Here is a 24,024-nt window from a genome sequence, read left to right as displayed (position 1 = left end):
CTGTCGGCTGGCGTTTTTTTCTTTACGTTCCGGTTCGCTCCTGAACCCCTGAAAAATCAGTGAGTTAAGTTCCGGAGGGACACCCCGGCGCCACTGCAGCAGCTATGCTCAAGGGGTGAGTTACCCTTTGGGACCCAAGCATGCCTGACCTGGGCAATCTGACCGAACGCCGCCAGCCGCTGGAGTGCCGGGTTGTCCTGATCAGCTCGGACCCACAGCTGGCGGGCGACTGGGTCGAGGCGCTGAATATCACCGCAGCCCAGCATGAAAACCCTTTTGGCCTGCGTTTCGAGTCGGTGCCACTGCCGGGAGTCGACCGCCTGATGCGGGAGGAAACCCACCTGCAGGCGCTGATTGTCGATGCGGGTGCGGAGCCGGCCGGCCTCACCGCGGCGGAACAGCTGGTGGATCGGTTGCACGCGTTCCGGGCGCAGCTGGATATCTTCCTGGTGGCGCAGGATTGCTCGTTATCGGTTTCCGCACGCCAGCGTTTCGACGAACTGTTCGACCGGCGCGAAGGCAACTTCAACCAGATGTTCCGGCTGGTGCAGGCGTTTATCGCCCGTCGCGCTTCCACGCCCTTCGCCGATACCCTCAAGCAGTACGTATTCAGTGCCCGTGACGCCTGGCATACCCCGGGGCACTCTGGCGGTGACAGCCTGCGCAACAGTCCCTGGGTGAGTGATTTTTACCGCTTTATGGGCGAGCACATTTTCAATACCGACCTGTCGGTGTCGGTACAGGTGCTGGACAGCCTGCTGGAACCCCACTCGGTAATCCAGGAGGCGCAGGACCTGGCGGCGAAGACTTTTGGTGCCGAGCACACGTTTTTCCTCACCAACGGCACTTCCACCGCCAACAAGGTGGTAATCCAGCAGGTACTGGGCGGCGGGGGCAAGATCATCGTCGACCAGGCCTGTCACAAGTCAGTTCACCATGCGATTGTGATGAATCGCTGCGAACCGGTTTACCTCAAGTCCACGCTGCATCCGGAGTACGGGATTTACGGGCCGGTGCGCCGCGCGGACCTGGAGTGGGCGCTGGAGGAACATGGCGATGCCCGCCTGCTGGTGGTGACTTCCTGCACCTACGATGGGTTGCGCTATGACCTGCGGCCGATCATCGAACTCGCCCACCGCCAGGGCGTGAAGGTGCTGGTGGACGAGGCCTGGTATGCCCACGGCTACTTTCACCCGGAGTTGCGGCCCACCGCGCTGGAATGCGGTGCCGACTATGTCACCCAGAGCACCCACAAGATGCTGTCGGCATTCTCCCAGGCCAGCATGATCCATGTGCAAGACCCGGATTTCGACGAGTTCCGCTTTCGCGAAAACCTGAATATGCACGCTTCCACCAGTCCCCAGTACGCGATGATTGCGAGCCTCGACGTGGCGCGCAAGCAGATGGCGATGGAAGGTTACAGCTGCCTGCGGCGCTGCATGCTGATGGTGGAGAAACTGCGCCGGGCACTGGATGAAACCGGGGTTTTCCGGGCGCTGGAGCTGGAGGACCTGATTCCCGCCCCACTGGCCGGCGACAATATCCGGCTGGACCCCACCAAGGTGACCATCGATATTTCCGCCAGTGGCTACTCGGGCAAGGAGATGCAGATCCGGCTCTTTGACCAGTACGGTATCCAGGTGGAAAAGACCACTTACAACACCGTGAGTGTGCTGGTAACCCTGGGCAGCACCGAAAGCAAGCTGCTGCGCCTGATTCACGCATTCAAGCAACTGGCACAGCAATGTCGCCGTCGCCCCTATATCGGCAGCCCGAGACGGTTGCCGGAGTTCACGCGCCTCACCTGCCTGCCCGCGGACGCCTATTTCTCCGATGCGGAGGAGCTGCCGCTGATGGACAACGGCATCCAGGCCGAGCGACGCCTGGTGGGACGCACCAGCGCCGATGAGATAGTGCCTTACCCGCCGGGAATCCCGGTACTGGTGCCGGGCCAGGAAATCTCCGCGGAAATTGTCCAGTTCCTGCAGCAGTTATTGCAGGCCCAGACCGCAACCGAGATTCACGGGCTGATCTTCCGCTCCGATGAGCCGATGCTGCGGGTGGTACGTGAACGGCCCCCTGTTGAGGGTGACACCGACGGCACTGAACCATAGGCCGCGGAACCGCGTATTGCCGGCCACAGGCCCTGGTTGAATCAAACGGGAAGGGAGGAAGTCGTGGTCGATAAACCCCATGCCGAACCGGAATCCGTGTTGGTGGCCGGCGCCGGCGGCGGTATTGCCGATGCAATCCTGTCGGAGGTGGCAAGGCGCTGGCCGGACGCGCAATTGCTGACCATGAGTCGCGAGCGGGAGCTGGAAACCGATATTGCTCATGGACACTGCAGCCTGGAGCTTACAGAACCGGAGGCGGTAGAGACGGCACGGGAGTTTCTCCAGGAGCAGGGGGCGGCCCCGTCCTGGGTAGTGCACTGTTGTGGCATTCTCCACGACGACAACCACGGGCCGGAAAAATCCCTAGACCAGTGCCATGACGACTGGCTGCTGCAGTCCATGCGCATTAATGTCATCACGCACCTGCACCTGGCCCAGGCGCTGGCGCCGTTACTGAAAAAGCGCCGGCCATTGGTGTGGGCTTCCCTGTCGGCCAAGGTTGGCAGCATCGGGGATAATGGCCTTGGCGGGTGGTACAGCTATCGAATGAGCAAGGCCGCACTCAATATGCTGGTGCGCAACCTCTCGATTGAGTGGGGCCGCAAGGTGGATGATTGCTGTGTGGTCGCCATCCACCCGGGCACCACCGATACTGCGCTGTCCAGGCCGTTTCAGGAGAATATCAAAGACGATAGGCTCTACAGCCCCGCCACCAGTGCCGGGCGCATCATCGATGTGCTCGGGCAGCTCACCGGGGAGAAAAACGGCAAACTGCTGTTCTGGGACGGCGAGGTCCTGCCCTGGTAGCTGCCGGGTCGTGGCCGGGCAGCGGGCCAGTATCAGGAAACCAGTGGATTGCCCCGTTCGATGATTCTGCCGGTATCAAGCCCGGTGGGCAGGGTGCCGGTACTGTGGACGCCCTTGCTCGCCAGCCGGGAGGCGATAAACGCCTCGGCCACGGTACTGTCGCCGCCCTGTACCAGCAGGTGGGCCTGCATGGTGAGTGCCAGCTGGTCTACCAGGTGGCGCGCCCGGTATTCGAGCTGGTCCAGGTTGGCCATCTCGTTCTTGAGGCCGGTTACCGCCCGGTCCAGGTTGGCATCAGCCCCCGCGCTCCGCTCCAGTTCCTCGTACCAGGCCAGCAGTACCGCCGGGGTCTTGCCGATGGCGCGCAGTACGTCCAGCGCCTGGATATTGCCGGAGCCCTCCCAGATGGCGTTGATGGGGGCGTCGCGATACAGGCGCGCGGTGATAAAGTTTTCCACCACGCCATTGCCCCCCAGGCATTCCATGGCCTCGTAGGCGTGGTGGGGGGTGCGCTTGCAGATCCAGTATTTGCCCGCCGCCGTGCCCAGGCGCATCAGCAGTTGCTGTTGCTCATCGTCCAGGTGATCCAGTGCGCGAGCCATACGCATGGTGATGGCAATGGAACCCTCCACTTCCAGCTGCAGGTCTGCCAGGACATTCTGCATCAGGGGCTGGTCGAGCAGGGTTTTGCCAAAGGCCTTGCGGTGTGCGGCGTGATGGATGGCCTGCACCACCGCCTGCCGTTGTCCGGCTGACGAGCCGATCATGCAGTCGAAGCGGGTGGCGGAAACCATCTCGATTATGGCGTTCACTCCGCGCCCCTCTTCGCCAATCAGCCAGCCCAGCGCACCGCGCATTTCCACTTCGGAGGATGCGTTGGAAACATTGCCCGACTTGTCCTTCAGTCGCTGTACCTGCAGGGGGTTTTTGCTGCCGTCCGGACGCCAGCGTGGCACCAGGAAGCAGGACAGGCCACCGGGCGCCTGGGCCAGCATCAGGAAGGCGTCGCACATGGGGGCGGACATAAACCATTTGTGCCCCACCAGCTCGTAGGCGTTCAGGGTGTGGTCGCCGGTCAGCCGTGTGGCGCGGCTTGTATTGGCGCGCACGTCCGAGCCGCCCTGCTTCTCGGTCATGCCCATGCCAATGGTGAGCGCCGCTTTCTCGGTATAAGGCCGATTGCTGGAGTCATAGCTGCGGGCGGTGACCTTGGGCAGCCACTCGGCGGCCAGGTGCGGGTTGAGTTTCAGTGACGGCACGGAGGCGAAGGTCATGGTGATGGGACAGCCGTGACCCGACTCCAGCTGGCTGTGCAGGTAGTACTTGGCCGCGCGGGCTACGTGCGCGCCGGGTTTGGGATCAGTCCACGGCGCGCTGTGCAGGCCCTCGCTCAGTGCCAGCTGCATCAGCTGGTGGTAGGCCGGGTGATAGCGCACCAGGTCGATACGGTTGCCGGAGCGGTCGTGGCTCTCGAAGCGGGGCTTGTGCTCATTGGCGAGAAAACCGCGCTCGATCATCTCCGGCCGGCCACAGACTTCGCCATAGCGTTGCAGGTCGTCCTCGGCCCAGTGGCCACCATTGTGGTTGACGGCATCGCGCAATGCCGCGTCACCGGCAAACAGGTTGTGGCCTGCCAGCGGTGGGGCCTGGTTGGTGACTTCGTGGGTATATGCCGAGTCGGCACTGAATTCGGCTTCGCGCATGGCGGACCTCGCAGGGACTGGTTTTATTCTCCGCCGCCTGCGGTCAGGCAGCGTGGCAACCTACAATCTAGCCGTGGTGGAGTCCAAAGCAAACTGTAATTCCTGCCAACGCCGATGATCTTTCCGGTGCCTGATCGCGGGACAGGATTCGGTATGGCGCGTTGGAATGCAGGCGCGAAAGGTCAGAGGCTGCGCCGGCCGGACAGGTTGATGGTCAGCTCCAGCAGTCCGGCCCAGGGATGCTGGTCCCGGCCGCCCTTGATGGCGCCGTCCACTGCCCGTGCCCGCAACAGCAGGGCTTCCAGCTGGCGGGGATGCAGGCGCGACAGGGCGGATTGCACCAGTGGCTGGCGCTTCTGGATACGCACCAGGCGGCTGAGCGGCTGGCCCTGGTCGAGTTTTTCACCGATCTCCAGCAGGCTGCGGATTTCCCGCGCGATAGCCCAGAGTACCACCGGTGCCTCGACACCCTCGGCACGCAGCCCCTGCAGGGTGCGCACGGCATTCTCCGCGTCACCCGCCAGGGCCCGGTCGATCAGGCCGAAGACATCATAGCGCGCCGAGCTGGCGACAGCGTGGCGCATGGTGTCGGCAGTAATCAGGTTGTCGTCGCTTAACAGTTTGAGCTTGTCGATTTCCTGCCGTGCTGCCAGCAGGTTGCCCTCAACGCGCTCGGCGAGAATCTGTATTGCCTCGGGCTCCGCGTCCAGCCCCGCCGCGCGCAGGCGCTGGTGGATCCAGCGTGGCATTTCCTGTGTGTCCACCGGCCACACCTGCAGTATCACGCCGCGCTGGTCCAGCGCCTTGACCCACTTGCTGTTGAGCTGCGAGCGATCCAGTCGCGGCAACACCAGCAGCAGTAACAGGTCCTCACTGGCGAGCCGGGCGAACTCCTGCAGTGCCTTGCTGCCCTTGTCTCCGGGCTTGCCATTCGGCAGCCGCACCTCGATCACTTTTCGCTCGGCAAAAAGCGACATACTGCCCGCAGAGGCCAGCAGCTGGCCCCAGTCAAAATTGGCCTCGGCATGCAGCAGCTCCCGCTCACTGAATCCCTGCTGCCTGGCTGCGGCGCGAATGCTGTCGCAACATTCCTGCACCAGCAGCGGTTCGTCGCCGGATACCAGGTAAATGGGGGCCAGGCCCTGTTTCAGATTTTGCGGTAGCTGTCGGGGGTTGATGCGCATTACTGCTTTCCTGCCGATCAGTAAGAGCGGTCTGCGGGGCTGGCGTTCACATCGATCCGGCGCAGCCGGTCGATGATACGGCCGATCAGTTCGCGGCGCATTTCCTCGCGCAGCAGGAGTTCTTCCTCACCCTTGCTCACTACCTCGTTGTCATCCCACTCGAGAGTCCGGTAGACATCCGCCTGGGCGTTGTTGAGCAGCACCCGCCCGTTGGCGTCTCTCACGCTGTAAACCGCGCTGGTGATCAGTTCGTATTCCGATGCGCGTCCCTTGGCATCCACCGATACTGTGCGCTTGCGCTCAATCTCATCATGAATGACCAGCGTGTAGTCGGCGAGTTCGGGCGACTCCGCCATCGGCAGGCCGCTGCTCTGTAGCAGGCGCGTAAGCCGTGCGGCGATATCACTCTGGGTGTCCTGTGCAGTGATATAGAGCTGGCTGCCGGGAGGAAAATTCTTCGGGGCGCCGCGCAGGTGCCAGCCACAGCCGGTGGCGATGATGGCAATAAGGGCAATGGTCAGTGAACGTCGGAGAGTTTTTATCATTGTTTATGGGAGTAAAATTGCAGGTTGAGTTTTTGCGGGCGCGCGCCGCCGGTCACGGCGTGTAACGCCGGCGCATCACCAAAGACCAGGCGCCCGTCGACGATGGCGATAATCTGCTGGATCTGCTGGCCGGCCCCGGGCAGCTCCATCTGGCCGCTGCGCATTTCGGCAACATCGATATCGATTTCCCGCGCGGTTTTACCGCTGGCGAGAGCCAGCGGCTTGCCCAGGCGATAGCGCCCGGTGGAAACAATGTCCATGCTCATGGCGTTGGTGCAGCTGGCGTCCAGATAGAACCTGGAACGCGCCCGGTATCTGCCCGCATCGCTGAATTCGCTGGCGATCTGCACATACCTGCCGGACGTCTCCTTGCACTGGCTCAGCCATTTGCCCACCAGCTGCTGGTCGAGCGATTCCGTCCCGGTGTCTGCGTGTATGCCTGTGGCCAGCAGGGTTGCGGCCAGGGTAGCCAGGGTTCTGCTCATTGTCGTGTCCCCCTCGGGTAAGCGAGTCTGTAGATGGCGGCGGAACCGGGGCGCTGCCGCCGGACCGCCACGCGGGGCATCCGCAGGTCGCTTACTTGGCAACAACGTTGACCAGTTTACCCGGTACGACAATTACTTTGCGCACCATGGCATCGCCGATAAATTTCTGCACGTTGTCATTGGACAGCGCCAGCTTCTCCAGGGTTTCCTTATCGGCATCCGCGGGGACATCCAGCTTGGCCCGTACCTTGCCATTCACCTGTACTACCAGCGTAATGCTGGAGCGCACCAGGGCCTGCTCATCCACGGCGGGCCACTCGGCGTCCACCAGGGGGGTATCGTTACCCAGGGCCGCCCAGAGCTGGTGGCAGATGTGCGGGGTGACCGGGGCCAACAGCTGTACCGCGGCCTCCAGTGCCTCACGCTCCACTGCCAGGCCCTGGTCGCTGTCGCGCTGGGCGAGCTTGCCTACTTCGTTCAGCAACTCCATCACTGCGGCAACGGCCGTGTTAAAGGTCTGGCGGCGACCGTAATCGTCGCTGACCTTCTGGATGGTCTCATGGGTCTTGCGGCGCAACTGCTGTTGCTGGTCACCGAGGCTGCCGGGCTCGATGGCAACCTTGCTGCCGCCGGCGGCAATATGGCCATGCACAGTCTTCCACAGTTTGCGCAGGAAGCGGCTCGCGCCCTCCACGCCCGCATCGTGCCACTCCAGGGTCTGCTCGGGCGGGGCGGCGAACATGGTGAACAGGCGTACGGTATCGGCGCCATACTGCTCCACGGCCGCATGGGGGTCGATGCCGTTGTTCTTGGATTTGGACATCTTGACCACGCCGCCGGCAATCACTTCCTCGCCGGTGGCGCGCTCCACGGCTTTTACCGCCTTGCCCTTGTCATCCCGCTCGACGTCCACATCTGCCGGGTTGATCCAGGTCTTGTGGCCGTTCTCCTCCCGGTAAAAGGACTCGGCCAGTACCATGCCCTGGCACAGCAGCTGCTTGAATGGCTCGTCGCTGTTGACCAGGCCCTCGTCGCGCATCAGCTTGTGGAAGAAACGCGCATACAGCAGGTGCAGGATAGCGTGCTCGATACCGCCCACATACTGGTCTACAGGCAGCCAGTAGTTGGCGCGGTCCGGGTCCAGCATGCCCTCCTCGAAGTCGGGGCAGGTGTAGCGGGCGTAGTACCAGCTGGACTCCATAAAGGTGTCAAAGGTGTCGGTCTCGCGCTCGACGGGCTCGCCGTTGAGGTCGTCCACACGCCATTCCGGGTCGGCCTTGATGGGCGACTGGACCCCGTCCAGCTCCACGTCCTCAGGCAAGAGGATCGGCAGCTTTTCCGCCGGCACCGGGATCTCGCCCCCGTCGGGCAGGTTGAACATGGGTATGGGCGCGCCCCAGTAGCGCTGGCGGGATACACCCCAGTCACGCAGGCGGAAGTTGGTGGTGACGCGGCCCTTGCCCGCTGCCTTGAGAGCGTCGGCAATGGCATTGAAAGCGGCGTCGAAGTCGAGGCCATCGAAGCCGCCGGAATTTACCAGTACGCCCTTGTCGACAAATGCCTCCTGCTCCAGGTCGACAGTCTCTTCGCCGTTGGGCGCCACTACCTGTTTGATCGGCAGGCCGTACTTGCGCGCGAACTCCCAGTCGCGCTGGTCGTGGGCGGGCACCGCCATCACCGCACCGGAGCCATAATCCATCAGCACGTAGTTGGCCACCCAAACCGGGATTTCCTCGCCGGTGATTGGATGGATGGCCACCAGTCCGGTGTCCATGCCCTTCTTTTCCATGGTGGCCATGTCGGCCTCGGACAGGGACTGCTTCTTGCACTCGTCAATGAAGGCTTTGAGTTCGGCGTTGTCTTCCGCCAGCGCCAGCGAGATGGGGTGCTCCGCGGCCAGGGAGACATAGGTGACGCCCATCAGGGTGTCCGGGCGGGTGGTGTAGACATCGAAATGGCCCACGCCGGCAACGGTCCGGGGCAGGGCAAAGCTCAGCTCGACGCCCTTGCTCTTGCCAATCCAGTTGCGCTGCATGGTGCGGACCTGCTCCGGCCAGTGGGGCAGCTTGTCCAGGTCGTCCAGCAGCTCCTGGGCGTAGTCGGTAATCTTGATAAACCACTGGGCCAGCTCACGGCGCTCGACAGTGGTGCCGCAGCGCCAGCAGCAGCCGTCTTCCACCTGCTCATTGGCCAGTACGGTGGCGTCGTGGGGACACCAGTTGACTGCAGAGTTCTTTTTGTACACCAGCCCCTTTTCGTACAGGCGGGTGAAGAACCACTGTTCCCAGCGGTAGTAGGAAGGCTGGCAGGTGGCCAGCTCGCGGGACCAGTCGAAACCGAAGCCGAGCGCCTTCAGCTGGCCTTTCATGTAATCGATATTGGCGTAGGTCCACTTTGCAGGGGCAGTCTTGTTCTGGATCGCCGCATTCTCGGCCGGCAGGCCGAAGGCATCCCAGCCCATGGGGTGCAGGACATTCTTGCCCTGCATACGCTGGAAGCGCGAGATCACGTCGGTAATGGTGTAGTTGCGCACGTGGCCCATGTGCAGCTTGCCGCTGGGGTAGGGGAACATCGACAGGCAGTAGAATTTTTCCTTACTGGCGTCCTCCGTCACCTCAAAGCTTTTCTGCTCCTCCCAGTGTTGCTGGGCGGCGGCCTCGACTGCGGCGGGGTTGTACTGCTCTTCCATCGGCGGGAACCTATACTCTTGTGATTCATTTCTTGGTCAAATAGCCATCTACCGGATAGGCTGGCGAGCGCCGAATTATATGGGGGATGCCATGGCGAAGGAACCGAAGTTGCCACAGGAAGACGATCTGGCGGAAGAACTGCGCCGCGATCTGGAAAATCTGATCGAGGATGAGCTGGCGGTGGAAGACCTGACCGCCAACAAGGCCGCTTTCCTGCGCGCCTGGTTAAAAGATGACCTGCACCGTGCAGTCGACTATCTACGGGGGCTCGGCGGGGAGTTGCAGACCCTGGAGGAGCGCACTGGCGACTGGCTACTGGATGCCGCCGACCCCACGGAGACCGCCTGGCCCAACCTGATGCGTTGTATCCGCTCCGGTGAGCCCTGGGCGCTGGCCGGGGAGATTGTCGGTCCTGACGAGGAGCTGCAGTGCCTCGGTTGCGGCTATCGCGCCCTGCCGCCCCGCGGCAGCCAGATCACCCCCTGTCACCGCTGTGGCTACGGCTGCTTCCGCCAGATCAAGGGTGGTCTGCAGGAATAATGGAGTTGCAGGCAATACTGACCACACTGGTGCTGCCGCCGCTTGCACCATTATTGGGCATGGTGCTGGCTTTCGTATTCTGGTGTTTCCCGGAATCCTCCCCTGTCGCCAAACTGTCACTGCCACTGGCTATGCTCTCGTTTGCCGTGCTGTGGATTTGTGCGACACCGGCCTTCTCCGCCTGGCTGGGTGCGCGCCTGGTGGGAGAATCGATTGAGACCCAGAGCGTGCCCCAGGCCGTCGTGGTGCTTGGGGGTGGCCGTTACCGGGACGGGAATTCCGGTAACGAACGCCTGTCGGCCACCAGCCTGGAGCGGGTGAGTTGGGCTGCCCGGGAGGCGCCGGCACAGTTGCCAGTGCTGGTCTCAGGCGGACGTGTATACGAGGCGGAACGCGCCCCGGAAGCGGAGCTTATGGCGTCGGCGATGCAGGATTTGCTGCAGCGGCCGGTGACTTGGCGCGACAATTGCAGTCGCACTACCGCGGAAAATGCCGTTAACAGTGCGAGTATTCTGCATGATTCCGGGGTTGAGAGTGTGGTGCTGGTCACCCACTGGTGGCATATGCCGCGGGCAGCGCGGGTATTCGCCCGGGCCGGCCTGCAGGTAAAGCCGTTGCCGGTGGGCAGTGCCGCAGAACTGTTGCCCCGTGCCCAGGAAGGGCTGCTGCGCTGGATGCCCAGTGCCGGGGCCCTGTTGCGAACCCAGGTCTACTGGCGGGAAGTGCTGGCCTCTGCGTGGTACCACTGGCGACCCCTGCCACCGGAATATAACTGTTAAGCGGTGGCGTTCCGGCCCGTATCGGTCGCAGAAGTAGTGCCGGGGCAGTTAAATCGCTGGCCAGACGGGAACCCTGGCGTTGTGGCCGGTTCAAAGATCCGGTCACTCTTTGAGCTTGTCCAGTTTGGGGCCGCGCACTAAGATGTCCACCCCACCGCAGTGACAGCAGGCTGGCTCGGGCCGCCAATCATGCAAGCGCCAGATGCCAGCGGGCTTTTCCGGACACAAGGTATTGCCTGGTAGCCATTACCGGCGGATAAAAAAGAATTTTGCAGTCGGAGCGCCGCTGTGGTCAGTAAAGATAAAAATAACAGAGGTACCCAGAGATGACGGACCTGCCTTCATCCTTCTCCCCGATCCAGTTGCATAACCGGCTCAATCGCCCGGTATGGCTGGGCATCAGGCGCGTGCAGCGCGACGGCCGCGAGCTGGTGTTCCTGACCGCGAGTACCAGCGGCCTGGTCAGCAAGAACTTCGAAACCTTTGCCGGACAGGTAGTGCGTGAGTTTCACCTGGACCCGGCGCAGACCGATTTCATTGAAGTGCGTGGTGATGGTGAAGAGTGGCACTGGATTCGCTGGCATGCCCAGTGGGTGGGCTCCGCTCCGATGGAATGCCGCTCTGAAGAGGTGGTGGCGGTATCCAGTCGTCGTTATCTGGAGCAGGCGCTCGAGCAGCGTACTGAGGCCGCCTGACGGGCGGTCGGGGGCGTAATGAACCTGTAGGCAGCAAACGGGGGCAGGGATATCAGGCTCGTGCCTTGTTCGCGTGGCCATTCTCCAGCAGGTCCGCCAGGGCCTGCTCCAGGGTCGGGAAGCGAAAGCTGTAGCCGCTGTCCAGGGCGGTGCGCGGTTCCATCTTCTGGCTCGCCAGCAGCAATTCCTCGGCCATCTGGCCAAACATCAGCTTCAGCATCCACGCGGGCGTGCGCATCAGGCACGGCCGGTGTAGCTGCTTGGCCAGCAGGCGGGAGAAACTGTTGTTGGTAACTGCCTCGGGTGCGCAGGCATTGAATGGCTGGCACAGGTGGTGATCGATGGCGTGCAGCATCAGGCCGACGATGTCCTCCTCGTGAATCCAGCTCATCCAGTGCTCACCGGTACTCATCGGGCCGCCAAGACCAAGGCGAAATGCCGGCAGCATCTGCGGCAGGGCTCCACCACGGGTGGATAGCACAATGGAGGTGCGCATGGTGCCAACACAGATGCCGGCCTGCTGCAGGGGCAGGGTGGCCGCCTCCCAGTCACGGCAGAGCTGGGCCGCGAAGCCGCCACCGGGAGAGCTGCTCTCACGCAGGAGGTCGCCGCCGCGGTCGCCGTAGTAGCCCACCGCGGATCCCGACAGGACATAGGCCGGTCGCTGCGGTTGGGCCAGGGTCCACTCCACCAGTTTCTCGGTGGTCTCCACGCGGGAGCGGCGGATCTCGGCCTTGCGTTTGCTGGTCCAGCGGTGGCTGATGGGTTCCCCGGCCAGGTTGACGATGACGTCCACCGGGCCATTGACCTCGTGCAGCTCACGGCAGCCCTGCGCCGCCTCACCACACAGGTCGTGCACACGTTCCGGGCGCCGGCTCAACACGGTCAGAGAGTTTCCCCGGGCCAGCCAGTGCTGGCAGAACAGGCGGCCGATCAGCCCCGTGCCGCCAGTGATTAAACAGTGCATATTGCCAAGGGCGTCCTTGCCAGATCGTTTAAGTTGTTGATGTGACTGCATCATAGCAGGCCGCAAGGGCGGTGCAGGAGGTGGTACGAGGAAAGCTGCGTCTTGGCTCACCGGGGCGGGAGGACCGCCCCGCCAGCGGCTCGTCAGTCGGTTGCCTGGCCGGCGACAGGTGCCACTGCCGGCCCGCGACGGCGGATGCGCAGGGCGACGGCGGCGGCCAGCATCGGCAGCGCCAGTGCGAATACCAGGGAGATACCGGCCCACATAAACGGGGTGGAACCGCTCCTGCCGGTCACCTTCCCAATCATGTTGGCGCGCTGGAACTGCGGCAGCCGCTCCACGACCTGCCCCTGCGGGTCGACGATTGCGGTTACGCCGGTATTGGTGGCGCGCACCAGGTAGCGCCCGGTTTCCAGGGCGCGCATCTGCGCCATCTGCATATGCTGCAGCGGGCCGATGGAATCACCAAACCAGGCATCGTTGCTGATCGTGAGCAGGACCTGGGAGGTCTGTGCGGACCCGGCCACAAGTGTGGGATAGACAATCTCGTAGCAGATCAGCGGGGCCCAGGTGAGGCCGCCGGCAGCCAGGGGGGGCTGTTCGTCCGGTCCCGGGCGGATAAATGAAGTCGGCAGGTCAAAGAACTCGATAGTGCCCCGGATCCACTCCTCCAGCGGTACATATTCGCCGAAAGGCACCAGGTGGCGCTTGTGGTAGACGTGGGGGCTGCCGCCGAAGACCGCAGCAGAGTTGTGCACCACACGCAGCCCGTTATCGACCCGGTCGTAGAGCACGCCGGTGATCAGGTCGATCTTCGTTTCCTCGGCATTGCGTTGCAGCGTCGACATCAGGTTGGGGGCCTGGCTGTAGAGCAGTGGCAGGGCTGCCTCGGGCCATATGATCACCTCTGCACCGCTCTCGCCGAGTGCCCGGCTGCCGCTCTGGTAGCGATTGATGGTTTCAGCGCGAAACTCCGGCAGCCACTTCTTCTCCTGCGGGATATTAGCCTGCACCAGGCCCACGGTCACCGGTTCTCCGGTGGCGCGGGTCCACTCCACCTGCTCGAGCAGGGCACCGGCGGGCCACGGCAGCAGGGCCGCTACCAACAGGCCTACGCGTGTGCGCCGGGCCAGGGGCAGGGGGCGCCCCGCCACCAGCAGGGCCATGACAGCGGCGGTCAGCGCCAGCAGCAGGCCGATACCGAAGACGCTGAGCAGTGGTGCCCAGCCCGCCATCCAGGTACCGGTGTGCGCGTAGCCGGCATAGAGCCAGGGAAACCCGGTAAACAGCCAGCTGCGCAGCCATTCGCCGATAAACCACAGTGCGGGAAATGCCAGCGCAAATGGCAGGGCGCGGTCGGTAAAGCGACCGAGGAAATAGAAGGGCGCGGCCAGCATGGCCGCCAGGATCACCACAAAGCCGCCGGTCAGGAGCAGGCCCAGTGGCATGGAGGAGCCACCGAACTGGGTGATCGAGACATAAACCCAGGAACCGCCACTGCCGAATAGCCCCAGGCCGAACCAGAACGCCAGCCAGGCGCTGCTGCGCCCGCGCAGCTGCAGCCCCCCGCTGCGATGCAAAACCAGTCCGGCGAAGGCTGCCAGTGACAACAGGCCACACACCCAGAGATTGAACGGGGCGAAGGACAGTGTCATGAGCGCGCCCGCAGCGGCACTGGCAAGGGGGTAGATGAGTCTGCGCATGGGTTTTCGGTTCACTACAGGCGGCGCGGGGTTATTCCGCGTCGGTGGCCGGCGACTGCTGGCGGCTGAGCCGTAGCAGGTGCACCTGGCGGTTGTCCGCATAGAGTACCCGGAAGCGGAACTCGCCCAGCTGGGTGATCTCGTCGCGTCCTGGCAGGTGGCCGAAAGACTGCATCACCAGGCCGCCCACGGTATCGAACTCCTCGTCACTGAGCTCGCTGTCGAAGTACTCGTTGAAATCCTCGATCGGGGTGAGCGCCTTGACGATAAAGTCGTTGTCGCCCACCTTGCGGATAAAGCTGTCTTCCTCTTCCTCGTCGGTCTCGTCCTCGATCTCGCCGACGATTTCCTCGAGGATATCCTCAATGGTGACCACGCCGGATACACCGCCGTACTCGTCGATCACCACAGCCATATGGTACCGGTTTTCTCGGAACTCACGCAGCAGGATATTCAGGCGCTTGCTCTCGGGAATGATATTGGCGGGGCGGATGATTTCCTCGAGGCTGAACTTCTCCAGCCCTTTGAGTACCAGCGGCAAGAGGTCCTTGGCCAGCAGGATGCCACGGATATCGTCCACGCTCTCGCCGATCACGGGGAAGCGTGAGTGCCCGGACTCAATGATCTTGGGCAGGAACTCCTCGGGGGAATCCTGCAGGCTGACCACAACCATCTGTGAGCGCGGAATCATGACCTCGCGCACCTGCTGGCTGGATACGTCCAGGGCGCCCTCGATAATCGATAGGGCCTCGGCGTCTACCAGCTTGTTTTCTGCTGCATCCTTGATGATATCCAGCAGTTCGTCGCGCGATTTTGGTTCGGCGGAAAACGCGCCAAACAGCTTTTCCAGCCAGTTTTTCTCCCCGGAACGGGGCTTGCTGGAGGATTGGCTACTTGGGGGTTCGTCAGTGGTCATGGATGTGGCCATGCTCCGTCTTTCTCTCTCTATACCTGTACATTAGTCGTACATCAGGGCCGCTACCGCAACTGCTGCGGGCGGCGTGAATGATCCGTCATCACTCCGGATGGCCCTGCGGGCGCCGGGTGTCCAGCCCCTGCGGGGGGCGGTACGGGTCCGGGAAACCCAGCTCCCCGAGCAGGCGGGTCTCCAGGGTCTCCATGATTTCTGCCTCGGCATCGTCAATATGATCGTAACCGAGCAGGTGCAGTGTGCCATGGACCACCATGTGTGCCCAGTGCGCAGGCAGGGCTTTGTGCTGCTGTTCCGCCTCCGCGGCAACCACCGGGGCACAGATTACCAGGTCCCCGAGCAGGGGCACGGCGATGTCTGCCGGCAGGTCCGCCGGGAATGAGAGTACGTTGGTGGGCTTGTCCTTGCCGCGGTATTGCCGGTTAAGCTCGCGGCTTTCCGCCTCATCGACGATGCGCACGCTCAGCTCTGCCTCATCGCGGTGGTCCCGCAGGGCGGTTGACGCCCACTCGGCGATCTGGCCATCAGAGGGGAGGTCGGTGCAGCGGCTGGGCCGCTGCACGTCCAGGTGGAGGTCAGTCATGGGGGTTGGGCATCACCGGGTCAGGCCGCGTTCTCGTCGGGTTTCCCCGCGAGGGCGTCACGCTCCGCCTCATGGGCGTCGTAAGCCTCCACAATACGCTGGACCAGCGGGTGGCGTACCACGTCCTTGGCTCCGAAATGGGTAAAGCTGATGCCGTTCACCTTGCCCAGGACCTCAATCGCATGGCGCAGGCCGGAGGCCTGTCCGCGGGGCAGGTCGATCTGGCTGGGGTCACCGGTAATCACGGCGGTGGAGCCGAAGCCGATCCGGGTCAGGAACATTTTCATCTGTTCGCGGGTGGTGTTCTGGCTCTCGTCCAGGATCACGAAGGCGTTGTTGAGGGTGCGGCCACGCATGTAGGCCAGCGGGGCCACCTCGATCACATTGCGCTCGATCAGCTTGCCCACGGTCTCGAAGCCCAGCATTTCAAACAGGGCGTCGTACAGCGGTCGCAGGTAGGGATCCACTTTCTGGCTCAGGTCGCCGGGCAGGAAGCCCAGCTTTTCGCCGGCCTCGACTGCCGGGCGCACCAGCAGGATCCGCTCCACCTCGTCCTTCAGCAGCGCTTCCACAGCGCAGGCGACGGCCAGGTAGGTCTTGCCGGTGCCAGCGGGGCCGATGCCGAAGTTGATATCGTTGGTCTGCACCGCGCGCACGTAGCGTCGCTGGTTCAGGCCCCGCGGGCGCACGGAGCATTTCTTGGTGCGGATCAGCACCACCGGCTCGGATTCCTCCGCGCTGCCTTCGCTGTCCCCTGTGCTCTTGTTCTGGAGCTCTTCCACGCCTGATTGCTGCAGGGCGAGGTGGATCTCCTCAGGCGTCAGGTGATCGTGGCTGCCGGTTTCGCGGTAGAGGAAGCTGAGCAGTTCCCCGGCGGCACGCGCCGACTCTGGTTCACCGTAAAACGCGAACTCGTTGCCGCGATTGCGGATCTCGATATCCAGTCGCTGTTCTATCTGGCGCAAGTGTTGGTCGAATTGGCCACAGAGGTTGGCCAGGCGGCGGGCGTCGTTGGGCTCAAGGGTGATGCTGTGAGCGAGGGTATGTGTTTCCAAATTGGTTTCCGTGCACCTATATCCGGGATTTCATTGCTAGGGTATACCCATTTTCCCTGTAGGGGAAAGGGCGGGCTGTGACGAATCGGTTCTAAGCTTATAAGGCCTTTATACCAGGCTGGTATTACAGAACCGGGACGCCGTCCTCTGCCTGCCGCCAGCCTGGATGGGGTGCCGCTAGAACAGCGGCCCCTCCAGTTCCGAGGTCACCAGCGTGCCGCGCAGCGAGTTTGGCAATGCTTCCTCGATCACCACATCGGCGAACTTGCCGATCAGGGCCATATCGTCGGCACGGAAATTGACTACGCGGTTGTTTTCGGTCCGGCCCTGCAGCTGGCCCGGGTCCTTCCTGGAGACGCCGGTTACCAGCACCCGCTCGGTGTTGCCCACCATGCGGCGGGCAATCTCCGCCGCCTGCTGGTTGATACGGTGCTGCAGCAGCTGCAGGCGCTGCTTTTTCACTGCTTCGGGGGTGTCGTCCGGCAGGTCGGCGGCCGGGGTGCCCGGGCGCGCCGAGTAAATAAAGCTGAAGGAAATGTCAAAACCCACGTCCTGGATCAGCTTCATGGTGGCCTCGAAATCCTGCTCGGTCTCCCCCGGGAAGCCGATAATAAAGTCGGAAGACAGGCAGATTTCCGGGCGGATCTTCTTCAGTCGACGGATCTTGGATTTGTACTCCAGCGCCGTATGGCCTCGCTTCATCGCCATCAGGATACGGTCGGAGCCGCTCTGGACCGGCAGGTGCAGGTGGTTTACCAGCTCCGGAACTTCGGCGTAGACATCGATCAGTGCGTCGGAAAACTCTACCGGGTGGGAGGTGGTGTAACGGATACGGTCGATCCCGTCGATGGCCGCCACGTAGGTGATCAGTTCGGCAAAATCCACCACCTGGCCGTCGTCACCGGTGGCCCGGTAAGCGTTCACATTCTGGCCCAGCAGGTTGACCTCGCGCACACCCTGGTCCGCCAGGTGCGCCACTTCCTCCAGCACGTCTGCCACCGGGCGGCTGACCTCCTCGCCACGGGTGTAAGGCACGACACAGAAGGTGCAGTACTTCGAGCAGCCCTCCATGATGGAGACAAAGGCGGTGGCGCCGTCGGCCTCAGGCTGGGGCAGGCGGTCGAACTTCTCGATTTCCGGGAAAGTGACATCCACCACTACAGCACCGTTTTTCTGTTCCCGGGTCTGCATCATGTCCGGCAGGCGGTGCAGGGTCTGCGGACCAAAAATCAGGTCCACGTAGGGTGCGCGTTTGGAGATGGCCTCGCCCTCCTGGCTCGCCACGCATCCGCCGACGCCGATGATCAGCTCGGGATTCTTTTCCTTCAGGTGCTTCCAGCGCCCCAGCTGGTGGAACAGTTTTTCCTGGGCCTTCTCGCGGATAGAACAGGTGTTCACCAGCAGGACATCCGCATCCTCCGGGTCATCCGTCGGCACCATGGCGTGCGACTCCCCGAGCAGGTCACGCATGCGCGCCGAGTCGTACTCGTTCATCTGGCAGCCGTGGGTCTTGATATAGAGCTTTTTCACTTTTGCCTGGGGCGTGGTTTCGGACATAACTGGCCTGGTTAAAAACTGTGCAATCCAAAGGGGCGGGCATTATAGCGACCCGCGCCGGCACTGCATAGATGGCGGGGCAGCTACTATATGTGGGACTGCGGTCCTGTGCTATTCTTGCGCGCTTTTTCCGGGATGGTCCAGGCGCAGGGGAAGCAATGCTTCGCGCTGGGGCCATCCACCAGCCATGGATGGCTGGGCCCGAGACTGGCCGAATGTCCGCTAGTCGCGCCAGGGACGGTGAGTGAGCACTGCGGGGAGATCCCCGTACCAAAAGCAGAATCCGCGAGGGACAACCTCCATCCTGGGAACTCTATGGCGAATCCGATCTACAAAGTCATCTTTCACAACCAGAACCAGGTGTATGAACTCTACGCCCGGGCCATCTACCAGAGCGATATGTACGGCTTTATCGAGGTAGAGGAATTTGTTTTCGGCGAAAAGTCGCAGTTGGTAGTGGATCCCAGTGAGGAGAAGCTCAAGACCGAGTTCGCCTCGGTGACCCGTTCCTACATCCCCATGCACAGCATCGTGCGCATCGACGAGGTGGAGAAAGAGGGCACCGGCAAGATTGTCGAGGTCAAGGGTGACAAGGTCGCCAAGTTCCCCTTCCCGAGTCCCATGCAGCCGCCGCAAGACGGCGAGTGAACTCCGGCGGCACCGGTGTGCCGCCCCGCAGCTTCCCGTTTCCCCCATACCCCGTTTCCATTCAGGCCTTATACCGCTCTCCCCGTCAGCGATGGGCAACCGGTCGTCGCGCCCCGGCGGCCGAATCGACCCGGCGCCGCGAATCAGCACTATTCTTGAAGAATAAGGGATGCGTGTGTCGCTACCCTCCGGGTGCCGTTGCCAGTACCGGCACCGCAGTGGTCGGGCGCAGCGCGGATACCTAAATGTAAGGGATGTCTTTTAGGTGACGGATATGGCCTCAATACCTGCGACCAAGGCTGCCATCTCAACCCTCAAGATCGAGCAGCGCGTCGAGCGGGATGTCAAAGCCGGCATACCCGAATCGGACCGGAACAGTCACACCGAGAGCGAAGAAAGCCTGCGCTCCTATGTCACCAGTGAGATCATCGGCCGTGTCCACCGGGAGCGGCAGGCGGCACTGGACGAACAGGCCGAACGTCGCGGTGAGGCCAAAATCCGCCAGCACTACCAGGAACTGCGAAATACCGGCCGCACTATCCACCAGCGGCTGGCGAACCGCTTTGCCCTGCTGAGCCGGGAAATGGAAGGTGCCGCCGCGACGGTATCTTCGACACGCATGGACCTGGAGATATTCCGGCTCCGCAACGGACTGACCCGGGACGCGGAGTACCGCGAGTCGAGGATCCTGCATTTTTCCGTGATTTTCTTCGTGGTGATCCTCGAGACCGCCCTCAATTCCTTTTTCCTTTCGAAAGGCAGCGAGCTGGGACTGGTGGGGGGCTTCTTCCAGGCCTTTATCATTTCCCTGGTGAACCTGGGCCTTGCGGCGTTCCTGGCCTTCACGCTGCGCAACCTGTTTCACGTCAGTATCCTGAGGAAGAGCCTGTTCCTCTGCCTGTTCCTGGGCGCGGCAGCGCTGACCACCCTGTTTGTACTGGGCGTGGGCCACTACCGGGAGGCTCTCGAGGCCGACCCGTTTGCGGCCTCGGGCTTGGCAGTCGCCAGCCTGTCGGGCCAGCCGCTGGGCATCCGCGATTTCAATTCCTGGATCATGGTGATTGTCAGCGGTATGGCGGTAATGCTGCTGGCGGCCAAGTTCTTCCTGGTTGACGATCGGTATCCGGGCTATACGGCGGTGACCCGCCGGCACCGGGAGGCCCGCCGGCTCTGGCTGCAGCGCTGTGCCGATGCTTTCCGCGAGGTTGGCAGGGAGGCCGAGGAGACCCGGCGGGAAGTGTCCGGGAGAGAGCAGGAAATACGCTCGGAGTTTATCGATTTCAAGGCAAGTATCGAGCGCAGCGAGCATATCCGCCGGCAGTACGAGGAAGATATCGTCAAGGCCCAGGGGCTGCTCGACGAGCTGATCCGCCACTACCAGTCCCATGCCGAGCGCATCACCAACCGGCGCGCCGCCTATTTTGGCAAGCTGCTGCAGGTGGAGCTGGAAAAACTGCCAAAGCTGAATACCGCCGGGCTGGACCAGCACCGGGAGGACCTGTCCTGTTTCGAACGGGTCATTGCAGGCCTCGATGAGGAATATGCCGCGGCCATGGAAGCGATCAGCGAGAAACTCGAGAGCATCAATGGGCAGATCAATGCCGCCATCGAGCGGATAGAGCAGGACAAGGGACTGAGTGGGGTTTAATGAGGGAGATATTCAGTCGCCTGTCCGGCGATGACAGGAAAGGCCTGATGGTGGCGGCGCTCGGTGTCGTGATCCTGGCCGCACTTGCGGTAACCGTCGTGCGGGTGATCAATGCACCGGAGAATGACTACGACCGTAAAACGCTGTGTAATACGAGCCTGCCGCGCCCCCTGCACCATGTTTTTATCATTGATGTTTCTGACGCCCTGTCGGATTACCAGAAACACTTCCTCCGCACGCATATATCCGGTGTGCTGGAGCAGGCCGCGGTAAACGACCGCTTTACCCTCTTTGTCCTGGATGAGAAGTACCATGGACTCTCCGAGTCTGTAGTGGATATCTGCAAGCCCGAAACCGCCGACGCCGTCAGTGCACTGACCGCAAACCGCGCCTTTGTCGAGCGACTCTACCTGGAGCGCTTCGAGCAGCCACTGGACCGGGCTATCGCGGAGGTGGTTGCCGCCGGTGACCAGGAAGTGTCGCCGATTTACGAGGCGCTGTCGGATGTGGTGGCGCTGGATCGCCTGGATGGCCGGGCACAGGAGGTACACCTGACGATTGTCAGCGACATGATCCAGAACTCCAGGGCGGGGTCCGTGTTCAGCAGTGGCTCGGCTGCCATCGACAACCTGCCCCTGATCAACCTGAGGAGGGCGCGGACGACGGTGCTCTGGCTGGATCGGGAGAAATATCGCCAATACCAGACTACCGAACTCCAGCGCAGCTGGCAGGATTACCTGGCCAGTGTTTCCCGTTTTGAGCAGATAGAGCGGGTGCGCAACTAGGCCCTTGCCAGGCACAGGCGAGGCTGGCGCGAGCCCGCAGCTGTTACGCGCAACATAACCGTCAACAAATCGCCCCTGTAATGTAAAAAATATCCTGCAAGTTAGTGCAAACCGCTACTTGGGGCCTTGCAATGAGTAACCGCTACCGCGCACTGTGGATTTCCGATGTTCACCTGGGCAGCCGGGACAGTGAACCCCAGCGCCTGGCCGACTTCCTCGCCCAGCACCGCGCCGATACCGTCTACCTGGTGGGCGATATCTTCGATATGAAAGCACTTTCCCAGGGTAAGGGCAGCTGGTGCAAGGCTTCCACCCTGTTGCTGGAGATACTATCTGAAATCAGCAGCAGTACGCCCGAGGTAATCTATGTGCCGGGCAACCACGACGCCCCCATGCGGAGCTGGGCCGGCAAGCGCCTGGGTAATATCCGCATCGAGCGGGAGTGGGTGCACGAGGCCGCCAGTGGCAAGCGTTACTGGGTAACCCATGGCGACCAGTTCGAGCACCATATCAGCATCAATCCTGTCAGTTACCATATCGGTGACCAGAGTTATTACCTGATGTTGCGCTTCAATCGCTGGATCAATTACTGGCGCAGCCGTTTCGACCTGCCCTGGTGGTCGCTGGCCAATCACGTCAAGAACCGCGTAAACGCGGCGCGGCGAATGATGAACCGGTTTGAACAGGTGGCTGTCCGCGAGACCGCCAGCCGCGGCTACGATGGTGTGATCTGCGGCCATATCCATCGTGGGGCGGTTCGCGATGACCGGGTTGGGGATAACGTAGTCACCTACGCGAATTGCGGTGACTGGGTCGACTCCATGAGTGCAGTCGTGGAGCAGCGTGATGGCAGTCTCGAATTGCTGCACTGGCGGCGCGCCCCGAAAATCGCCCATATCATGACCGAAGTGGTGGCGGCATGATCCAGCTGGACAGCCTGCTGGCCCGCAACCCATGGTTCAGTGCCGCGCCGCAAAAGCCCGCCCGACGGCTGGCTTCAGCCACGCTGAAGATAATATGCTGCGAACAGAAACTGCAGGAGTTTGGGCGCCTCTACCCCCACCTGGGCGGCCTGGACTTTATCCGGCAGGTGTTCGCCCACTTCAATTTCCACTATGACCTGTATCCCGGCGAGCTGGAGCGGATCCCCAGGGACGGCCCCCTGGTGATTGTATCCAACCACCCGCTGGGGAGCCTCGATGGCCTGGCCCTGATCGACATGGTGGCGCGAGTGCGTGGCGATGTGCGGGCGGTGGCCAGCCAGTTGCTGTGGAACATCGAGCCCTTGCGCCCATACCTGTTGCCGGTCGACAATTTCAACGGGCGCACCCGGCGGGCAGACGTGGAGGGGATTCACCGGCATCTTCACCGGGGTGGTGCGGTTATTGTTTTTCCCGCCGGCGAAGTCTCGCGCCTGACCCCGAAGGGCGTGCGTGACGGTCGCTGGAATCCGGGGTTTGTCCGCTTTGCCGCCAGGGCCGGGGCGCCGATCCTGCCGGTGCAGGTGCGTGGCCGCAACTCCCTGTGGTTCTACGGCCTGTCGATGGTCAACAAACCACTATCGACCCTGTGGCTGATCCGCGAAATGTTCAAACAGGCCAGCCGCAGTATCGACATCCGTATCGGCAGCCCGGTGGAGGCGGATTATTTTCGCCAGTGGCCGCTCACGCCCCCTACCCAGGCGCGCCTGTGGCGAAAGCATGTCTACCAGCTGAGTCATTCCCCGCGCCCTCTGGGGCCCGAGCCGGTTGCCGCACCGGAAGCAGCTGGAAAAGTGGCCGCGGTCATCCGCCAGTGTGAAGCGCTGGTGGAGCAGGGCGGCTTTACGGTCCGGTTGTACCGCCAGCAGCCAGACTGCCCGGTAATGCGGGAGCTGTCTCGCTGCCGCGAGGTGTCATTCCGGGCTGTGGGGGAGGGCACTGGCCTGAGCCGCGACTGGGATGCCTTTGACGCGCACTACGATCACCTGCTGCTGTGGGATGAAGACGCCCGGCAGATTGCCGGCGCCTACCGGCTTGCCAGCACCGACAGCTTGCAGCCGGAGCAGGTTTACAGCAGCACCCTGTTCAATTATCCGCGCCCGCCGCAGGAGTGCCTGCCCGGCTCGGCGGAGCTGGGCCGCAGTTTCCTGTTGCCGGACTACTGGCGTGGCCGCGGCCTGGACCTGCTCTGGTGCGGTATTGGCCAGTGGATTGCCAGGAATGATGTGCGTTACCTGTTTGGCCCGGTATCAATGCCGGGCACATTCACGGTGCGGGCCAAGTCCGCGATCGTGCGTTATTTCCTGCACCACTTCTCCACCGACAACCCGCTCGGCGATGCGCGCCTGCCGTTCGAGGAGGTCCGGCAGGACCTGCCACCCCTGGTGGGCAGTGCCGGAGAGGATATGCTGCAGCTCAAGCAGGTCCTGAAGCAGGAGGGTGTTTTGCTGCCGCCGTTGTTCAAGAAATACACTGCGGTGACCACTCCCGGGGGGACCAGTTTCCACGCCTTCAATGTGGATCCGGATTTCTGTGATTCGGTGGACGGGCTGGTGGTGGTGGACCTGCAGAAAATGGACCCGAAATTTTCCCGCAGGTACCTGGCCGGCTGACAGCGGCTTCAT

At 62.5% G+C, this 24,024-nt stretch carries 21 protein-coding genes; 10 read left to right on the top strand and 11 right to left on the bottom strand.

Annotated features, from left to right (window positions below; all coding sequences use genetic code 11):
* Positions 1-140: 140 nt before the first annotated feature.
* On the top strand, positions 141-2,114 hold the full coding sequence (locus LVD10_RS14020) for an aminotransferase class I/II-fold pyridoxal phosphate-dependent enzyme (protein WP_237064030.1): 1,974 nt from the start codon (positions 141-143) through the stop codon (positions 2,112-2,114).
* Positions 2,115-2,177: 63 nt separating this feature from the next.
* Positions 2,178-2,921, top strand: a complete 744-nt coding sequence (locus tag LVD10_RS14015; protein ID WP_237064028.1) for an SDR family oxidoreductase — start codon at positions 2,178-2,180, stop codon at positions 2,919-2,921.
* 32 nt (positions 2,922-2,953) lie between these two features.
* Here the strand turns inward: LVD10_RS14015 and LVD10_RS14010 are convergent, their stop codons facing one another.
* The 5 genes from LVD10_RS14010 to leuS all read right to left on the bottom strand — a co-directional run bounded on the left by LVD10_RS14010 (position 2,954) and on the right by leuS (position 9,527).
* Complete coding sequence (locus LVD10_RS14010) at positions 2,954-4,624, bottom strand: acyl-CoA dehydrogenase family protein (RefSeq protein WP_233006024.1); 1,671 nt, start codon at positions 4,622-4,624, stop codon at positions 2,954-2,956.
* A gap of 182 nt (positions 4,625-4,806) precedes the next feature.
* Positions 4,807-5,808: a DNA polymerase III subunit delta gene (gene holA / locus LVD10_RS14005; protein ID WP_237064026.1), complete on the bottom strand. Its 1,002-nt coding sequence runs from the start codon at positions 5,806-5,808 to the stop codon at positions 4,807-4,809.
* Between the two features lie 17 nt (positions 5,809-5,825).
* Positions 5,826-6,353: an LPS-assembly lipoprotein LptE gene (locus tag LVD10_RS14000; RefSeq protein WP_233006022.1), complete on the bottom strand. Its 528-nt coding sequence runs from the start codon at positions 6,351-6,353 to the stop codon at positions 5,826-5,828.
* Positions 6,350-6,838, bottom strand: a complete 489-nt coding sequence (locus LVD10_RS13995; protein WP_233006021.1) for a hypothetical protein — start codon at positions 6,836-6,838, stop codon at positions 6,350-6,352. Before LVD10_RS13995 ends, LVD10_RS14000 begins: the two co-directional genes overlap by 4 nt.
* Before the next feature lie 91 nt (positions 6,839-6,929).
* Positions 6,930-9,527 (bottom strand): leucine--tRNA ligase, encoded by a 2,598-nt coding sequence (leuS, locus tag LVD10_RS13990; RefSeq protein WP_233006020.1) that lies wholly within the window; start codon positions 9,525-9,527, stop codon positions 6,930-6,932.
* A gap of 91 nt (positions 9,528-9,618) precedes the next feature.
* On the opposite strand from leuS, the gene LVD10_RS13985 reads away from it, so the two are divergent.
* From LVD10_RS13985 to LVD10_RS13975, 3 genes are all read left to right on the top strand, one after another.
* Positions 9,619-10,068, top strand: a complete 450-nt coding sequence (locus LVD10_RS13985; protein WP_233006019.1) for a zinc ribbon-containing protein — start codon at positions 9,619-9,621, stop codon at positions 10,066-10,068.
* A complete protein-coding gene (locus LVD10_RS13980) occupies positions 10,068-10,847 on the top strand; it encodes a YdcF family protein (RefSeq protein ID WP_233006018.1) in 780 nt (259 codons plus the stop codon). Before LVD10_RS13985 ends, LVD10_RS13980 begins: the two co-directional genes overlap by 1 nt.
* 326 nt (positions 10,848-11,173) lie before the next feature.
* On the top strand, positions 11,174-11,542 hold the full coding sequence (locus LVD10_RS13975; RefSeq protein WP_233006017.1) for a hypothetical protein: 369 nt from the start codon (positions 11,174-11,176) through the stop codon (positions 11,540-11,542).
* Positions 11,543-11,594: 52 nt separating this feature from the next.
* Here the strand turns inward: LVD10_RS13975 and LVD10_RS13970 are convergent, their stop codons facing one another.
* The 6 genes from LVD10_RS13970 to miaB form a co-directional block, all read right to left on the bottom strand.
* A complete protein-coding gene (locus LVD10_RS13970; RefSeq protein WP_233006016.1) occupies positions 11,595-12,509 on the bottom strand; it encodes a TIGR01777 family oxidoreductase in 915 nt (304 codons plus the stop codon).
* Positions 12,510-12,652: 143 nt separating this feature from the next.
* The gene (lnt, locus tag LVD10_RS13965; RefSeq protein ID WP_237064024.1) at positions 12,653-14,212 is read right to left on the bottom strand and encodes an apolipoprotein N-acyltransferase; all 1,560 of its coding nucleotides are present in this window, start codon (positions 14,210-14,212) and stop codon (positions 12,653-12,655) included.
* A gap of 31 nt (positions 14,213-14,243) precedes the next feature.
* Positions 14,244-15,140, bottom strand: coding sequence for a CorC family transporter (locus LVD10_RS13960; protein ID WP_370636787.1), 897 nt, complete (start codon positions 15,138-15,140; stop codon positions 14,244-14,246).
* An 88-nt stretch (positions 15,141-15,228) separates the two neighbouring features.
* Positions 15,229-15,726 carry an rRNA maturation RNase YbeY gene (ybeY, locus tag LVD10_RS13955; RefSeq protein ID WP_233006014.1) on the bottom strand — a complete coding sequence of 166 codons (498 nt, stop codon included), beginning with the start codon at positions 15,724-15,726 and terminating at the stop codon, positions 15,229-15,231.
* A 20-nt stretch (positions 15,727-15,746) separates the two neighbouring features.
* Positions 15,747-16,781 (bottom strand): PhoH family protein, encoded by a 1,035-nt coding sequence (locus LVD10_RS13950; protein WP_233006013.1) that lies wholly within the window; start codon positions 16,779-16,781, stop codon positions 15,747-15,749.
* Positions 16,782-16,958: 177 nt separating this feature from the next.
* Positions 16,959-18,338 carry a tRNA (N6-isopentenyl adenosine(37)-C2)-methylthiotransferase MiaB gene (gene miaB, locus LVD10_RS13945; RefSeq protein WP_237064022.1) on the bottom strand — a complete coding sequence of 460 codons (1,380 nt, stop codon included), beginning with the start codon at positions 18,336-18,338 and terminating at the stop codon, positions 16,959-16,961.
* Between the two features lie 315 nt (positions 18,339-18,653).
* On the opposite strand from miaB, the gene LVD10_RS13940 reads away from it, so the two are divergent.
* The 5 genes from LVD10_RS13940 to olsF all read left to right on the top strand — a co-directional run bounded on the left by LVD10_RS13940 (position 18,654) and on the right by olsF (position 24,012).
* On the top strand, positions 18,654-18,986 hold the full coding sequence (locus LVD10_RS13940) for a DUF1820 family protein (protein ID WP_233006011.1): 333 nt from the start codon (positions 18,654-18,656) through the stop codon (positions 18,984-18,986).
* A gap of 274 nt (positions 18,987-19,260) precedes the next feature.
* Positions 19,261-20,634 carry a coiled-coil domain-containing protein gene (locus LVD10_RS13935; RefSeq protein ID WP_233006010.1) on the top strand — a complete coding sequence of 458 codons (1,374 nt, stop codon included), beginning with the start codon at positions 19,261-19,263 and terminating at the stop codon, positions 20,632-20,634.
* Positions 20,634-21,419, top strand: a complete 786-nt coding sequence (locus tag LVD10_RS13930) for a hypothetical protein (protein ID WP_233006009.1) — start codon at positions 20,634-20,636, stop codon at positions 21,417-21,419. The genes LVD10_RS13935 and LVD10_RS13930 overlap by 1 nt, the downstream gene beginning before the upstream one ends.
* Before the next feature lie 131 nt (positions 21,420-21,550).
* Positions 21,551-22,342: a UDP-2,3-diacylglucosamine diphosphatase gene (locus LVD10_RS13925; protein ID WP_237064020.1), complete on the top strand. Its 792-nt coding sequence runs from the start codon at positions 21,551-21,553 to the stop codon at positions 22,340-22,342.
* Positions 22,339-24,012, top strand: coding sequence for a bifunctional ornithine lipid synthase OlsF (gene olsF / locus LVD10_RS13920; protein ID WP_233006007.1), 1,674 nt, complete (start codon positions 22,339-22,341; stop codon positions 24,010-24,012). The genes LVD10_RS13925 and olsF overlap by 4 nt, the downstream gene beginning before the upstream one ends.
* Positions 24,013-24,024 lie beyond the last annotated feature (12 nt).

Source organism: Microbulbifer zhoushanensis (assembly GCF_021729055.1).
Lineage (GTDB): Bacteria > Pseudomonadota > Gammaproteobacteria > Pseudomonadales > Cellvibrionaceae > Microbulbifer > Microbulbifer zhoushanensis.
The sequence above is the reverse complement of the archived record's forward strand: the minus strand, read 5'-3'. Positions and strand labels throughout refer to the sequence as shown.

Bases quoted from the DNA above. Each gene is read 5' to 3' on its own strand.
- LVD10_RS13925 (WP_237064020.1), top strand. From the start codon at position 21,551: ATGAGTAACCGCTACCGCGCACTGTGGATTTCCGATGTTCACCTGGGC.
- LVD10_RS13975 (WP_233006017.1), top strand. From the start codon at position 11,174: ATGACGGACCTGCCTTCATCCTTCTCCCCGATCCAGTTGCATAACCGG.
- LVD10_RS14020 (WP_237064030.1), top strand. From the start codon at position 141: ATGCCTGACCTGGGCAATCTGACCGAACGCCGCCAGCCGCTGGAGTGC.
- LVD10_RS13995 (WP_233006021.1), bottom strand. From the start codon at position 6,838: ATGAGCAGAACCCTGGCTACCCTGGCCGCAACCCTGCTGGCCACAGGC.
- LVD10_RS13985 (WP_233006019.1), top strand. From the start codon at position 9,619: ATGGCGAAGGAACCGAAGTTGCCACAGGAAGACGATCTGGCGGAAGAA.
- LVD10_RS13940 (WP_233006011.1), top strand. From the start codon at position 18,654: ATGGCGAATCCGATCTACAAAGTCATCTTTCACAACCAGAACCAGGTG.
- LVD10_RS13960 (WP_370636787.1), bottom strand. From the start codon at position 15,140: ATGGCCACATCCATGACCACTGACGAACCCCCAAGTAGCCAATCCTCC.
- LVD10_RS13935 (WP_233006010.1), top strand. From the start codon at position 19,261: ATGGCCTCAATACCTGCGACCAAGGCTGCCATCTCAACCCTCAAGATC.
- LVD10_RS14000 (WP_233006022.1), bottom strand. From the start codon at position 6,353: ATGATAAAAACTCTCCGACGTTCACTGACCATTGCCCTTATTGCCATC.
- olsF (WP_233006007.1), top strand. From the start codon at position 22,339: ATGATCCAGCTGGACAGCCTGCTGGCCCGCAACCCATGGTTCAGTGCC.
- LVD10_RS13930 (WP_233006009.1), top strand. From the start codon at position 20,634: ATGAGGGAGATATTCAGTCGCCTGTCCGGCGATGACAGGAAAGGCCTG.
- lnt (WP_237064024.1), bottom strand. From the start codon at position 14,212: ATGCGCAGACTCATCTACCCCCTTGCCAGTGCCGCTGCGGGCGCGCTC.
- holA (WP_237064026.1), bottom strand. From the start codon at position 5,808: ATGCGCATCAACCCCCGACAGCTACCGCAAAATCTGAAACAGGGCCTG.
- LVD10_RS13970 (WP_233006016.1), bottom strand. From the start codon at position 12,509: ATGCACTGTTTAATCACTGGCGGCACGGGGCTGATCGGCCGCCTGTTC.
- leuS (WP_233006020.1), bottom strand. From the start codon at position 9,527: ATGGAAGAGCAGTACAACCCCGCCGCAGTCGAGGCCGCCGCCCAGCAA.
- LVD10_RS14010 (WP_233006024.1), bottom strand. From the start codon at position 4,624: ATGCGCGAAGCCGAATTCAGTGCCGACTCGGCATATACCCACGAAGTC.
- miaB (WP_237064022.1), bottom strand. From the start codon at position 18,338: ATGTCCGAAACCACGCCCCAGGCAAAAGTGAAAAAGCTCTATATCAAG.
- ybeY (WP_233006014.1), bottom strand. From the start codon at position 15,726: ATGACTGACCTCCACCTGGACGTGCAGCGGCCCAGCCGCTGCACCGAC.
- LVD10_RS13980 (WP_233006018.1), top strand. From the start codon at position 10,068: ATGGAGTTGCAGGCAATACTGACCACACTGGTGCTGCCGCCGCTTGCA.